The 14,782-nt window shown below is 62.0% G+C and carries 14 protein-coding genes; 11 read left to right on the plus strand and 3 right to left on the minus strand.

The features are described from left to right. A partial coding sequence (locus BRA62_RS03995; protein WP_292365010.1) for an FAD-dependent oxidoreductase occupies positions 1-285 on the minus strand: 285 nt, incomplete at its 3' end. A 104-nt stretch (positions 286-389) separates the two neighbouring features. Beyond that, on the minus strand, positions 390-1,946 hold the full coding sequence (locus BRA62_RS04000; protein WP_292365012.1) for an FAD-dependent oxidoreductase: 1,557 nt from the start codon (positions 1,944-1,946) through the stop codon (positions 390-392). Positions 1,947-2,092: 146 nt separating this feature from the next. On the opposite strand from BRA62_RS04000, the gene BRA62_RS04005 reads away from it, so the two are divergent. Both BRA62_RS04005 and BRA62_RS04010 read left to right on the plus strand, forming a co-directional pair. Then, positions 2,093-3,325: a glycosyltransferase gene (locus BRA62_RS04005; RefSeq protein WP_292365013.1), complete on the plus strand. Its 1,233-nt coding sequence runs from the start codon at positions 2,093-2,095 to the stop codon at positions 3,323-3,325. 815 nt (positions 3,326-4,140) lie between these two features. Continuing rightward, positions 4,141-4,890: a coenzyme F420-0:L-glutamate ligase gene (locus BRA62_RS04010; protein WP_292365025.1), complete on the plus strand. Its 750-nt coding sequence runs from the start codon at positions 4,141-4,143 to the stop codon at positions 4,888-4,890. Here the strand turns inward: BRA62_RS04010 and BRA62_RS04015 are convergent. Further along, complete coding sequence (locus BRA62_RS04015) at positions 4,887-5,045, minus strand: preprotein translocase subunit Sec61beta (protein ID WP_292365014.1); 159 nt, start codon at positions 5,043-5,045, stop codon at positions 4,887-4,889. The genes BRA62_RS04010 and BRA62_RS04015 overlap by 4 nt on opposite strands. A 44-nt stretch (positions 5,046-5,089) precedes the next feature. Between BRA62_RS04015 and BRA62_RS04020 the strand changes: the two genes are divergently transcribed. The 9 genes from BRA62_RS04020 to BRA62_RS04060 all read left to right on the plus strand — a co-directional run. After that, positions 5,090-6,136, plus strand: coding sequence for an amidohydrolase family protein (locus tag BRA62_RS04020; RefSeq protein WP_292365016.1), 1,047 nt, complete (start codon positions 5,090-5,092; stop codon positions 6,134-6,136). Positions 6,137-6,172: 36 nt separating this feature from the next. After that, a complete protein-coding gene (locus BRA62_RS04025; protein WP_292365017.1) occupies positions 6,173-6,601 on the plus strand; it encodes a universal stress protein in 429 nt (142 codons plus the stop codon). 14 nt (positions 6,602-6,615) lie between these two features. Continuing rightward, positions 6,616-7,476 (plus strand): CBS domain-containing protein, encoded by an 861-nt coding sequence (locus BRA62_RS04030; RefSeq protein ID WP_292365018.1) that lies wholly within the window; start codon positions 6,616-6,618, stop codon positions 7,474-7,476. A gap of 146 nt (positions 7,477-7,622) precedes the next feature. After that, positions 7,623-8,267, plus strand: a complete 645-nt coding sequence (gene psmB / locus BRA62_RS04035) for an archaeal proteasome endopeptidase complex subunit beta (RefSeq protein ID WP_292365019.1) — start codon at positions 7,623-7,625, stop codon at positions 8,265-8,267. A gap of 20 nt (positions 8,268-8,287) precedes the next feature. After that, positions 8,288-10,180: a beta-CASP ribonuclease aCPSF1 gene (locus tag BRA62_RS04040; RefSeq protein WP_292365020.1), complete on the plus strand. Its 1,893-nt coding sequence runs from the start codon at positions 8,288-8,290 to the stop codon at positions 10,178-10,180. A gap of 2 nt (positions 10,181-10,182) precedes the next feature. Beyond that, entirely contained in the window at positions 10,183-11,250 is a 1,068-nt protein-coding gene (locus tag BRA62_RS04045) for an MFS transporter (protein ID WP_292365021.1), read from the plus strand. Between the two features lie 40 nt (positions 11,251-11,290). Then, positions 11,291-12,388: an aldehyde dehydrogenase family protein gene (locus tag BRA62_RS04050; RefSeq protein WP_292365022.1), complete on the plus strand. Its 1,098-nt coding sequence runs from the start codon at positions 11,291-11,293 to the stop codon at positions 12,386-12,388. Positions 12,389-12,545: 157 nt separating this feature from the next. After that, the gene (locus BRA62_RS04055) at positions 12,546-13,274 is read left to right on the plus strand and encodes a fasciclin domain-containing protein (RefSeq protein ID WP_292365023.1); all 729 of its coding nucleotides are present in this window, start codon (positions 12,546-12,548) and stop codon (positions 13,272-13,274) included. A 411-nt stretch (positions 13,275-13,685) separates the two neighbouring features. Then, positions 13,686-14,782 (plus strand): fasciclin domain-containing protein (locus tag BRA62_RS04060; protein ID WP_292365024.1); only part of this gene is annotated, 1,097 nt, incomplete at its 3' end.

Consider the following 14,782-nt stretch of genomic DNA (forward strand, 5'->3'; position numbering starts at 1 on the left):
CCGGTCGATGAGTTCCGCGTAGATCAGCCGGTGGAGCGAGGTAATCTTCGCCGTCGTGTGGCCGGTCACCCCCCGGCAGATCCTGTCGCCCTCGATCACGGCAACCGCATAACCGGCCTGCTTGAGCAGGACGGCGGTGGTGATCCCGGTAATCCCGCCGCCCACGACCGCCACGTCGGTCTCCAGGTTCCCCGGCAGGGAGGGATACGACGTCTCGGGGGTTGTCTCAATCCAGAACGACTCGTGCCTGCCCGGCAGGCCATAAGCACCCGGTCCATGCTCCATACGTTAAGCCTCCTTCTGCCCGCCCCGCCCGCAGTCCCGGCGGGTGCGGGCGGTCACCATTATGCCGGGGGCATATATAGATATGGAACCCGCTTTCCCTCCCCCTACCTTCTCACGATCTCCTTCTCTTTCAGGTCCCTCACCGTGGGGCTCCCGATCACCTTTCCGTCGGCATCGTAGCGCGAACCGTGGCAGGGGCAGTCCCAGGACTTCTCTGCGTTGTTCCAGGCGACGGTGCAGCCCATGTGCATGCAGGTCGCATCAAGCGTGGTGACTTCGCCGCTTCCGTCCCGAACGATCGCGACTTTCTGCCCGTCAAGCTCGACGACCTTCCCCTCCCCGGGCGGTATCGCCTTGATTTCCCGGTCGAACCATGCGGCCTCGACCTCGATCCTCCCCCCGGCCGCCTCGAGTTGCTTTCGCACCCGGTCGGGAAATTCCGGCTGCTCCCGAAACCGCGAAGGGTCGAAGACCTCCGCCCAGGGGTTCGTGCGGCCCCGGATCAGGTCTGTTAAGATCATCCCCGCCGCCGTGCCGGCGGCCATCCCCCACTTCCCGAATCCCGTCGCGACAAAGACGCGGTCGTGGCCGGCGGCAAGGCGGCCGATGTAGGGGACGCGGTCGGCCGTGATGTAGTCCTGCGCGGACCAGTGGGAGTCGACGGATCTCGCCGGGTAGACCGACCGGGCGTATTCTTCGAGGCTCCTGTAGTGCGCCCGGGTGTCGGCTGCCTGCCCGGTGCCGTGCGCCGCACCGGTGACGATGACGAGTTCGCCGTCGCCGGCCGGCTGCGACCGCCAGGAGTGGACCGGTCCCGCGGCGTTGATGAAGATCCCGTCCGGGAACGGCTCTTCAATCCGGACGCCGAGCGCGTAGGACCGCGACGGCTGCATCCGGGCAAAGTAGGCCCCGGAACGGTCGTAGATGGGGTAGTGCGTGGCGAGGACCGCGTAGTCGGAGGAGAGCGTGCCCCGGTCGGTCTTCACCGCGACGCCGCCCGCCTGCTCCTCGATATCGAGGGCCCTCGTCGTCTCAAAGACGTAGCTCCCCTCTCCCGGGAGGTGCCCGGCGAGCAGCAGGAGATAACTCCTCGGGTGGAACTGTGCCTGGTTCTCGACGACCACCGCACCGTAGGTCCTCCCCGGCAGCGGGACATCCTCCGTGAACGCCGCCGGAAGGCCGAGGCCCCGTGCCGCGTCCGCCTCGGCCGCCACGAGGCTGCGGCCCTCCTCCGACTCCGCGTAGGTGTAGGCGGACTTCCGCTCGAAACTGCACGGGATGTCGTACTCCAAGACGTTGGACGCTACCATCTCGATCCCCGCCTGGTTCGCTTCGGCGTACTGCCGGGTCTTCTCTTCGCCGAGCCGGTCGATGAGTTCCGCGTAGATCAGCCGGTGGAGCGAGGCGATCTTCGCCGTCGTATAGCCCGTGGCGCCCGTGGCGCCCGTGGCGATCCGGCCGGCGTCGATGAGGGCGACGGTCAGCCCCGCCTTCTTCAGCAGAAAGGCCGTGGTGATCCCCGCTATCCCGCCGCCGATAACCGTGACGTCCACGCGCCCGTCCCCGTCGAGAGGCGGGAACCCCGTCTCCGGCGAAGTGGCTATCCAGTACGATTCGGCCGTTCCCGGCAGGCCGTGATCGCGTTCCGATGACTCTCCCATGCTTCTTCCCCTCTTCGCTGATGGGTGCCGGGGTACCTATATAACGGTTATGCACGGCACGGGACAGGGCCGTCCGGCGGTGCGGGCTGGAAAGGGGACCTGCCGTTACGCATAAGAACGATCGCGAGAATGCAGGAGTGATCAGGATGAGCGCAATCCACACAATCGGGGACTATGAACGGTATATTGGAAAAGAGGCGGTACGCCGCATTAAGGCGAAGGCGCGGCCGCTCCGTGACATGCACGTCATGCACATGAACTCAACCTACTACGGCGGCGGGGTCTCCCAGATCCTGGCATCCCTGACGCTCCTGATGAACAGCCTCGGCATACAGACCGGATGGCGTGTCGTCCACGGCCCGCCGGACTTCTTCAGCGTGACGAAAAAGTTCCATAACGCCCTCCAGGGGGCGGGGATCAACCTGACCGGCCGCAAAAAGGAGCTTTATGAAGATGTCATTCACGAGAACGCGATACGGAACCATCTCGATCACGATATGGTCTTCATCCACGATCCGCAGCCGCTCCCGCTGATCACCCATTACCGGAAGAAGAGCCCCTGGGTATGGCGCTGCCACCTCGACCTCACCGCACCGAACCGGAAGGTCTGGAACTATCTCGTCCCGTTCATCGAGAAGTACGACGCCGTCGTCCTCTCCTGCGGCGAGTACCGCCGGGATCTCGCGAAACCGCAGGTCTTCTTCACGCCCGGGATCGATCCCTTCTCCATCGTGAACAAAGAACTCTCCGAGAGCGCCGTCGACGAACGCCTCGAGCACTACAACATCCCGACCGACCTCCCCCTGGTCGTGCAGATCTCCCGGTTCGACCACTGGAAGGACCCGGAGGGCGTCATCCGGGCGTTTGAGAAGGCGAGGAAGCAGGAGGAGTGTACCCTGGTCCTCGTCGGGAACGTCGCGACCGACGACCCGGAGGGTGCGGAGGTCTACCGGTCGCTCCTCTCACACCGGAACGAGCGGGTCATCGTGCTCAGCGTCCAGGACGGAGCGCTGGTGAACGCGCTCCAGCGGCGGGCGGCGGTCGTCCTGCAGAAGTCCATCCGGGAGGGGTTCGGGCTGACGGTATCGGAGGCGATGTGGAAGGGCGCAGCGGTGATAGGCGGGAACGTCGGCGGTATCCGCCACCAGATCCGGGACGGGGAGACCGGGTTCCTGGTCTCCTCCGTCGACGAGGCGGCGGAGAGGATCGTGCAGTTGCTTCGAGACCCCGATCTTGCGCGACGGCTCGGGCGCGCGGCGCACGAGAGGGTGCGTGAGCATTTCCTTTTTACCCGCACCGTCGAGCAGTACCTCGACCTGATAGGCTCGTTCGAGCCGGAGTTCCGGTTGAGGGAGGATGTGGGGTTGTCGTGCGGGTGAGCTGTGGTTGCGGTGGGGGGGGCGGGTCTCCTCTGCCTGCGCATCTGGTGGTGCTCAAACTCGTTACGACTTCAGTCGCCCTCCCATGCACGGCTTTCGAGGGGATATCGCCACGCACTGCCCCCGCCCCTTGGGGCGGGGTGCGATGGACTATAGGGCCAGAGCATGAGCACCGTCAGGTGCGAAGGAGGAGGCCGAAGGCCGGGTGGGGTGGGGCTTGTAGGTCCGCTTACAGGTAGGGACAGGGGAGGGGGGAATACTCCCCCTCGAAACTCTTCGAGTTTCTCATGCTCACTCCGTTCGCACCTCGCACCTAACGGTGCTCAAGCTCGCTACGCTCGCACTCCCCACCTGACGGTGGTCGAGCTCCGTTCCTGCGGAACGTCGCACTCGCACCTCCGGTGCTCAAGCTCTGCTCCTTCGGAGCATCGCACTCCCCGTCAGCCCCACAGCGAAACCCTTCGGGTTTCTCGAACTCCTGTCCTGCGGACAGTCGTTCCCCCAATGGCGACACTCCCACGGTCCACCGCACCGAACTTGTTCCTCGCTTCGGTTGTTTAGTCTGTCGCACAGCGAAGACCTCCGGCCTTCTCGAACCCCTGCCATCCCGTCGTCCGTCACAACCCGCACCTTTGGTGCTCCTGCTCCGGCCCTATGGCCCGTCACAACCCACACCTGACGCCGCTCATGCTCCGGTCTCCCCGTCCGCCACGCCTGGCCGGAACCAGAATTATCCCCGCAATCCAGCGGAGCCCTCTCGACAAAAACCCGAGCATTTTTCTGCAATCGGAGACGACCACTGATCCGTGAGCTCCATGGATATCCAGGTAATCGGTGTTTTGGGCCTCCCCCTGATACAGCAGGGTGACGACCTGCCCGCCCTGATCTGCGACCGGATCGCGTTCGAAGACGGGGACATCCTCGCCGTCGCATCGTCGGTCTACTCGAAGGCAAAGGGCTTCACCCGGGACCTCGCCGCCATCGTCCCCGGCGCCGACGCCGTGCGGATTGCAGCGAAGACGAAGGAAGACCCGCGCTTCGTGCAGGCGGTGCTGGACTCGTCCACCGACGTCCTGCTCGAGCACCCGTTCATCCTCTCGGAACTGCCTTTCGGCCACATCGGCGTCCGGGCAGGCGTCGACCACAGCAACGTCGAAGACGGCCGGCTGATCATCCTCCCGCCCGACCCTATGGAGGCCGCCGAAGACCTCCGGAGCGCGATCCGCCGCATCACCGGAAAGGACGTCCGGGTGATCGTCACCGACACCTGCGGTCGGGCGTTCCGGCGCGGCCAGACCGGTATCGCCATCGGCTGGGCGGGAATGACGGCGATCGACGATTACCGGGGCGACACCGACCTATTCGGCCACGTCCTCGAGATCACCGAAGAAGCGGTCGTCGACGAGATCGCGGCCTTCGCGAACTTTGTCATGGGCGAGAGCCACCAGGGCGTGCCCGCGGTGGTCTTTCGGAACTGTCGGACCTGGAACGGGCACGATTCCGTCTATTTCAAGCCGGAAGAAGATATCATCAGGGCTTCGCTGAAGAAGAACAAAAAGGATTAGAAGAGAGCATTGAGAACAAAGACTGCCACTCCGGTCACGATGGTTACTACGATAACGGTTATCGGGCTGATATGGATGGCCCGGCGATCGTCACTGTCGTAATAATTGACCAGGCCGGCAGAGGATACCAGTCTTCCGCCAGATTTCTTCGCCATACTGAAATATTCTCCCTTGCAATATATAAAACAGAGGTCCAGAGATGCAGGAAGCCACACCATACGTCGTCACCGGCCGCACACTCCTCGGCGAAGACCTCAGGGAAGAAGACGTCACCATCACCGTCTCGGGGGGGATCGTCTCCTCGATAGAGCCCGCTTCCCGGACGCCGGACCGGTGGATCGTCCCCGCCTTCTTCAACGCCCACACGCATCTCGGCGACACCGTCGCGATGGACCTCCCCGCCCGGGGCAGCCTCGTGGACCTCGTCAAACCTCCGAACGGCTTAAAACACAGAATTCTCGCGGCAACCCCGCGGGCCGAACTCGTCCGGGCGATGCGCTCGAGCATCGTCGCGATGCTCGCGACCGGGACGACCGGGTTTGCCGACTTCAGGGAAGGAGGTGCCGACGGGGTCGCGGCGCTCCGCGAGGCGGCGGCCCGGCTCGACTGCCGCCCGGTCATCCTCGGCCGTGAAGGCGGCGAAGAAGTGAGCGACGGGGCGGGCATCAGCAGCGTCCACGACGTGGCGAACGCCGAAGAGATTGTCAGGAATGCACGGGCTGCAGGCAGGCTCGTCGCCTTCCACGCCGGAGAGAAGAACCCGGACGACATCGACGAAGCGCTCGCGTTCGAGCCCGATCTGCTCGTCCACTGCACTCACGCGACGGACGCGCAGCTCCGGCGGATCGTCGATATGGCTATTCCCGTCGCCGTCTGCCCGAGGTCGAACTGGCTGCTCGGGGTCACGTCATCGTCGGCCCACCCGCCGATAGCGCGCATACTCGAACTCGGCGGGAGGCTCTATTTTGGGACGGACAACGTCATGTTTGTCCAGCCCGACATGCTCCGGGAGATGGCTTTTACCGCGACCGTCTATCGCGTGCCCCCCGACGAGATCCTCCGTGCCGCGATCTCCGGCGCCCGGATGGCGGGACGGTCAGGATACCTGCAGGAGGGGCAGGAAGCGCATTTCCTGGTCGTAAACCCGTCGAAAAGCAATCTCTCCTTCAGCAAAGACATCCGGTCAACAGTAGTAAAACGGCTGGATTCTTCATCTATTTGCCAAACAGTTTTAACCATGCAATAGATACCAGATAAGAAGTATCTGTTCTGCGTGGTGTGTATGTTCCGTAAGATACTTGTTGCCATAGATGGCTCCGAACCGGCCAACCGGGCTTTCGAAGAGGCTCTCGGTGAGGCCGGCGTCTGGAATGCCGAAGTTCATGTTGTATATGTGGTTGAGTCCGGGCTCTTTTCATCCCTTCCCATGGACAACACACTCGAAATAATCTACAGTGTTTTGCAGAAGGAAGGCGAGGAAATTCTTGAAGCGGCTCGTAAAAAAGCAGATGCGGCGGGCATCCATCTTACCACGCATCTCCGGCAGGGGCACGCGGGATCCCAGATCGTCTCCCTCGCCGAAGAACTGGGGGCCGATCTCGTCATCCTCGGGTCCTACGGTAAGAGCGGCGTCGACCGCCTCCTGCTCGGGAGTGTGACCGATTACGTGGTGCAAAACAGTCCCGTTACGACAACGGTGGTGAGATCATAACCTCTCCCCAGCAGATGCTCGTCCGGAACTTTATGGTGACCGACGTCGTCTGTGTCGAGATCCCCGGAAATAGGGACGACGTCCTGCGTATCCTGAAACGTACTGGTATAAGCGGCGTGCCGGTCTTGAAGGACGGCGAACTCGTCGGCATTATCACCCGCAAAGACCTCCTCCGCAAAGCGGACGAGACCCAGCTCGGGCTCCTGATGACGCCCGACCCGGTCGTCATCAGGCCGGATGCCCCCCTCTCGGAGGCGGCGCAGCTGATGGTGCGCCACAACATCAGGAGGCTTCCCGTCATGGAGGGCGGGTCGATGATCGGGATCATCAGCGTGGCCGACCTCATCGGCGCCATCGCCCAGATGCGTCTAACCCTCCCGATCAAGGACAACTACGTCAGCAAGACCTACGCTCTCTGGGAGGATACACCCCTCTCGCTCGTCGGGCGTATCCTCGAGATCTCGGGTTACGACGCCATCCCCATCCTGATGGAGGACGGCACGCTCACCGGTATCATATCGGAGCGGGACCTCATCAGGCATTCCCGCATCGAGGACGGCGTCGAGGTCAGCGACTTCTCGAACGGAACCGACGACGATGAGTGGACCTGGGAGAGCATCCGGGATATGCACACCATCAGTTACGGAATCTCCAAGATCCAGCTCCTCCCGATCCCCGTGAAGAACGCGATGGTCAAGAATGTCCTTGCCGTTCCCCTGAACGCCGAGGTCGGCGAGTGTGCACTGAAGATGCGGCGGGCCCGGGTCGATCAGCTCCCGGTGGTCAACGGGAACAAGCGGCTTGTCGCCATGCTCTTCGATCGGGAGCTGATCAAAGTTCTGCTGCCTGACCAGCAGGGCCTGCGAAAGAATTAAGGGGCAACATTCATATAATATACAGGTGCCTATCATTGTCGTGCCGCAAAGGCGGTACGACGATAAATTTATGTTTTATGATATCGCTATACGCTTAACCGCTTTTGAGCGAGATAAAGCGTTTTAATGGTTTTAGGGGTGCTTCAATGCTTGATACTTCCCAAGAGATTATGAAAGGTACAACCACAGTAGGACTGATCTTCGACGGCGGCGTGGTCCTTGCAACAGAGATGCGAGCGACGATGGGGAACATGATCGCGAGCAAGCGTGCCAAGAAGATCTACCAGATCACGCCGAGGATCGGCCTGACCACCGCCGGCGGCGTCGGCGACGCACAGCAGCTGGTCCGGATCCTGCAGGTCGAGTGCAACCTCTTTGAGATGCGGCGCGGCAAGACCATGTCTGTGGGTGCTGCATCGACCCTGCTCTCGAACTACTTAAACCAGAACCGTTACTACCCCTACTACGTCCAGCTCCTGATGGGCGGGTTCGATGAGGAGGGGCCGAGCATCTACTCCGTCGACGCTATGGGCGGTGCGACCAGGGAAGAGGAGATCGTCGCCACCGGCTCGGGGTCCCCCTTCGCCTACGGTGTGCTCGAAGACCAGTACCGACCCGACATGAAGGAGGCCGAGGCAAAGGACCTCGCTGTCCGGGCCGTCAAATCGGCGATGCGCCGTGACTCCGCGTCCGGCGAGGATATCATGGTGGTCGTGATCACGAAGGACAAATACGAAGAGCACATAGAAAGCGGGTTGCAGAGGCCGTCAGAGGCCCGCCCGACAACCTGACATTTTTTAGGACGATTTTAATGGTGATTGAAGAGAAACTCCAGGAGCTTAAGGAGCAGATCAACAAGATTGTTCCCAGCGGGATTACGATCTCGGACGTCGAGTTTGAAGGTCCTGAGCTCGTCATCTACACCGACGATCCGAAACAATTTGCCGACCAGGCAGACCTGATAAAGATACTGGCACGCGATCTTCGGAAGCGAATCGTCGTGCGCCCGAATATACTTGAGGACCCGGAACGGGCGGCCCGGGAGATCAGGGCCGTCGTGCCGGAGAACGCGGGGATCACCGACCTCTTTTTCGACCCTGAGACCGGAGAGGTCCTGATTGAAGCGGAGAAGCCCGGCGTGGTCATCGGCAAGAACGGCGTGACACTCCGGGAGATTACGAAACAGATCGGCTGGACGCCGAAGGTGGTCCGGACGCCGCCCATCGAGAGCTCGACGGTGAAGCAGATCCGAACCTACCTCCGGTCGGTGAAGGACGAGCGGAAGGCATTTCTCCGTGCGATCGGCCGCCGCATCCATCGTGAGGTCACGAGCAAAGACCAGTGGCTGCGGGTCACCACGCTCGGGTGCTGCCGCGAGGTCGGCCGTGCCGCGTTCCTGATATCGACGCCGGAGAGCAAGATCCTGGTGGACTGCGGCGAGAAGCCGGGCAGCACCGCGAACGGAACGCCGTACCTCTACGTGCCCGAGATCTACCCGCTCACCACGCTCGACGCGGTCGTGCTCACCCACGCGCACCTCGACCACTGCGCTCTCGTCCCCCTCCTTTACAAGTACGGCTACGAGGGGCCGGTCTACTCGACGCCGCCGACGAGGGACCTCTCGACGATGCTCCAGCTCGACTATCTGGACGTTGTTCGGAAGGAGACGGACAGGATCCCCTATACCTCGAACGAGGTGCGGAATTACATGAAGCACTCCATCACCCTCAACTACGGCAGCGTGACCGATATCACCCCCGACGTCAAGCTCACCTTCCATAACGCGGGGCATATCCTCGGATCGGCCATCGCGCACTTCCATATCGGGGAGGGGCTCTACAACATCGCGTTCACCGGCGACTTCAACTACCAGAAATCACGGCTGTTCTCCCCGGCGGTATCGTCCTTCCCGCGGCTTGAAGCGCTATTCATGGAGAGCACTTATGGCGGGTCGAACGATTTCCAGCCCCAGAGGAAGGATGCGGAGGATAAACTCTACGAGACGGTCTCGACGACGATCAAGCGCGGCGGCAAGGTGATCATCCCCGCGTTCGCCGTCGGGCGGTCGCAGGAGGTCATGCTCGCCCTCGAGGAGGGTATCCGGCGGCAGAAGATACCGCCGGTGAAGATCTACCTCGACGGCATGATCAAGGAAGCGACGGCGATCCACACGACCTATCCGGAGTACCTCAACAGCGATCTGCGGAACCAGATCTTCCGCGAGGGGTTGAACCCCTTCCTCTCCGAGGCCTTTGTCCAGGTGGACTCGCCGGACCTCCGCGAAAAGGTGATCTCGGGCGATCCCTGCGTCATCGTCACCACGAGCGGTATGCTGAACGGCGGGCCGGTGATGGAGTACCTCAAGGCTCTCGGCCCCGACGAGCGCAACTCGCTCATCTTCGTCGGCTACCAGGCGGAGGGAACGCTCGGGCGGCGCATCCAGAAGGGCTGGCGCGAGATCCCGCTCGGCTGGCGCGAGACGATCGTGATCAACCTCGAGATCGCGACGAGCGACGGGTTCTCCGGCCACTCGGACCGCAAGCAGCTGATGAACTACGTCGCCCACCTTCAGCCGCGCCCGGAGAAGATCTTCACCATCCATGGCGACGAGAACAAGACCATCGACCTTGCGAGTTCCATCTACAAGCGGCACCGTATCGAGACGCATTCTCCCCTGAACCTCGAGACCTATCGCATGATCTAGGAATGCTGCAAAAATTCCCCATTCTCCTCGGGATACTCGTGGTGATGGCGTTATCAAACGCCGTCGTCCCGGTGCTTCCCGATTTTGCCGAGGGGGCGGCATTGCAGGGCATGGTCTATGCCGCATACTTTTTGGGGACGTTTTTTACTGTGCTGCCGGCGGGGGTGGCGAGCGACCGGATTGGCCGCGTGCCGCTCATCCGTGCCGGCCTTCTCCTGACCTTCGCAAGCGGGGTCCTCATCCTGCTCTTTCCTTCAGGCCTGCCGCTCCTCCTCTTCCGGGTGGTCGAGGGGATCGGGGCCGGGCTCTTTTTCTCGGCGGCGCTTGCGTGGGCGAACTCCCAACCGTCGGCCGGGCAGCTCAGCGGGTACGTCATGGCGGCCCTGAACCTCGGTCTGGTCGTGGGGCTCCTCGCGACAGGCTGGCTCGATGCGGCCCTCGATAGTCATCTTGCGGGGATTGCGCTCTTTACGGTGCTTGCAGTCCCTGCGGTCGGAATGAGTTTCGTAATCAGGGAGAGCGAGCGCGGGGATTTCGCGAGAGCAAACCTCCCCGGAATCTTCCGGAACTACTTCTGGCTCTTTGCCGCAGCGGTCGTCCTGGTGGGTATGACCGGGGCGGTGGCGGCCATCTACCCTGAGTACACCGGGAACGACCCGTCGGTGCTCGCCCTGCAGCTCGCGACGATCAACATCGCGACCATTATTGCCCTGCTCGTCACCCCCCGTCTCGCTCTCCGTCCTGCCCCGACCATCCGTGTCGTCTCGCTCCTGATGGCGGGGGCGGTCGTGGCGGGTTACGTTACGCCTTATGCCTTCCCCGTCATCGGGGCTCTTGCCGGGGTGTTCATCGTCGCGGTGCTTGCGTTCCTTGCAGAGACGAAGATTCAGCAGGGCGTGATGACCGGGCTCTTCAACACCGCAGCCTACGCCGGGTTTACGGTCCTCCCCGCCCTTGCCGGGCTGGTCGCGGGGGAGTTCGGTTTTCTGACCGCGTTCCTCCTGCTGGCCGGGATGGCGGCGGTGGTGGCCGTTCCTATCGGCAGGTGCCGGTGCGAGTACCGTGGGTGACCCGGAGCGCATATTACCATCCCCGGTCATAGGTTCACCCATGAAGATGCTGATCAACGGCGAGTGGCGCGATTCGGTCTCCGGGAAGATGTTTTCGGTGCACAACCCCGCGACGGGGGACGTGGTCGGGGAAGCGCCGCTCGGCGGTGAGGATGATGTCCGTTCGGCCATCGAGGCCGCCGGGGAGGCGTTCGCGGACTGGGCCGCGAAAAACCCGAGGGACCGGGCGAAAGTCCTCTTCTTCGCCGCGGAGGAGGTGCGCCGCAGGAACACCGATCTTGCGGCGCTCCTGACCGCCGAACAGGGGAAACCCATCCGGGAGGCTGTCGACGAGATCAACGGGTTTGCAAACATTCTCGAGTACTACCATGCCCTCTCGGCAGGGGAGCGGGGGGAGTTCGTGAACCTCAGGGGCTACGGCCGGGTTACGGTCCGGAGACGGCCGCTCGGGGTCTGCGGCGCGATCATACCCTGGAACATGCCGGCGATCATCATGGGCTGGAAGATCGGCCCGGCCCTGACGGCGGGGAATACCGTGGTCTTAAAACCGGCCCGGACCGCCCCCCTGACCTGCATGAAACTCGCGGAGATCCTCGGGGACGCAGGGCTTCCCCCCGGTGTCCTGAACGTCGTCACCGGGCCGGGGGAGACGGTCGGCCGGGAGATCGCGAGGAACCCGGGCGTTCGGAAGGTCTCGTTCACCGGCGAGGTCGGGACCGGGAGACAGGTCGCCCTTGACGCCGCCCCGGCCCTGAAGCGGCTCACGCTGGAACTCGGGGGGAGCGATCCCATGATCGTCTGTGACGATGGCGACATCGGAAAGGCGGTCGAGGGGGTCATCAGGGGACGGTTCTATAACTGTGGACAGGTCTGCACGGCGGTCAAACGGCTCTACGTCTACGAGGCGATTGCGGACGAGTTCATCCAGCAGCTGACGGCGAGGGTCGAGGGGATCGTGGTCGGGAACGGCATGGACCGCGGCGTCGGGATGGGCCCGCTGAACAACCGGGCGGGCCTCAAGCCGTGCTGGTGCGGCTGTAGGCTCCCGGCCTCCCGGGCCTCCTGTTTATCGTCCGGGGGTGCGGAAGACGGAGAGCCTTCCCGGGCAGCCGGCTTCGAGGTCTCCTGTGCGCCTTGAAAAATCCTCTGGTGTGGCCTGTTCCTCCATCGGGATTGCCATAGTAATTATGGCAACATTTATATAATTCGATACGTATTCTTTCCCCCTCCCAAGGGGGGATGGTAGTATGAGACGATGGATAACCTTATGCGCATGCATTCTCGCCCTTCTGGCGATGCCGTTTGCTGTGACTGCGGCAGTGGTGGGAGACGGGAATGTAACGGCGACGCCCATGGGCGAGACCGGGCAGATGGATAATCAGACAGCAAACATGACGATTGCCGCCTACATTGAGCAGGACGAGAACCTGACGATGCTGGCCGAAGCAATCAGCGTGGCAGGGCTCTATGACACCCTGAACTCGGGCGGTCCCTACACGGTCTTTGCTCCGAGCAATGATGCGTTCGATGCTCTCGGGAATGATACCGTGAACCAGCTCATGAACGAGACCGATAACCTGACCATGGTCCTTCAGTACCACGTAGTTGAGGGCGAGTACACGGCGGAGAACCTCACCAGTATGGCCGGGAACCAGACCGGGCAGCAGGACCAGGCCGGGAACGAGTCTGAAGGTGGAATTCTTGATATCTTCAGCGGGCTCCTCGGGGGCGGAAACGAGACCGGAAACGAGACCGGGAACATGAGCACCCTGCAGACGGTCACCGGCGAGGAACTGAATGTCAGCGTCACCGACGGCGAGGTCATGGTCGAGAACGCCACCGTCACCATGGCGGACATCAACACGACGAACGGTGTGATCCACATCATCGACCAGGTGCTGGTGCCTGCAAGCGTGAACCTGACGGCGGCTGAGAACCAGACCGGGATGCCGACCGAGACGATGACCACGATGGAAACCGTGATGCCGACCGAGACGATGGCCGGGAACCAGACCGCGATGTGATGGGCATCGGACAGTGATATGAAGCGGCAGGGCGAAAGGCGGCAGCGGTGCTTGCCAGTCTCCTGGTATCGTTCGGAAGGCTGTCGAACGCCGTTCCGGACATAACCAACCTCATTTTTAGGAAGCATCGCACATTCAGGAGGCATTAACGGGTCGTTCCGTCCGGTCGTCGGGAACCTCCTGCCGGAGGGGGATCGGCCGGGCCGCTGGAGAGCACAGGATAAAATCCGGCACCTTTAAAGAAGTGTTCGGTTCTGCTCCCTGTGGTGGGAGGGTGTATGTTTATGGCGAACGAGATGGAGTAAATGCCCGGATCCCGGCCCGGATTTGTCCCGGCAGGCATTCGAGAATTATTATCACAATATATTTATATTACCTCGATTATTCCTTGGCCTGCAAGGGGGGATATGTATGAGACGACCTGTACTGTTCGGTTTGTGCATCGTTCTCCTCCTGTCGATTTCTGCTGCAAGCACGGCAATCTCGATTGGAGGGGGGCCTGTCGAACTGGACCCTGATGAGACTGTGAACATTACACCGGTAAACAGCACCGAAACGTACGAGGTGCCGCAGACAACAGTGCTTGGAGCACTTGACGCCGCCTCGATCCTCGGTGTATTCGAGTACCAGGTTGCTGAAGACCTGCCTCAGGAAGAGGGAAACCTCAGCATTCTATCGATTACCGACATTGAGAACGAGATTGTGAATGAGACGCCGAACAACTGGACCTACTGGGTGAACGGCGAGCAGGGTACGACCGGGCCCGCGGTGACGAACGTGACCGACGGGGATAACCTGACCTACTCCTATGGCCCTCCGTCACACACCATAGAGAATGCCTCGTATACGCTGGCGGTGAACGTGAGCGTGGTCGGGGCACCACCTGTGAACGTGACGCCGACGCCGACGGTCAATGTGACGCCGACACCAACGGTGAACGTGACGCCGACACCAACGGTGAACGTGACACCGACACCAACGGTGAACGTGACCCCGACGCCGACGCCGGAAGTCAACATCACCGAAGAGATCGCTGCAGGGCTCTCAGGGCAGGAGAACTTGACGACGTTCGTCGGATTGGTAAACAACTCCACTCTCGGCGAGAGGCTCGAGGCGAACAGGAGTTACGTGATATGCGCTCCGACCAACGAAGCGTTCGACGGGCTGGGCAACGAGACGCTTTCGACGATCATGAACAACACGACGCTCTTAAACAGCATACTTGAGTATCACGTCATCCTGGGAGACTACACGATCGAAGAGCTCGTGATGCTGTGCGAGAATTCGACCGACGGCCAGATCTCCCTGCCGACTGTTGCGGGCACGGATGTCAACGTCTCGCTTACCGACGGTCAGCTGCTCATCAACAACATCGTTGTTGTGACCCAGATCCAGATCACGAACAACATTGTGGTCTACGTGCTCGACGGTGTCCTGATCCCACCGGACACCCCGATCCCAACCCCGACGCCGACGGTGAACGTGACTCCGACACCGACGGTGAACGT

Source organism: Methanoculleus sp. UBA208 (assembly GCF_002498065.1).
In the GTDB taxonomy this organism is placed as follows: domain Archaea; phylum Halobacteriota; class Methanomicrobia; order Methanomicrobiales; family Methanoculleaceae; genus Methanoculleus.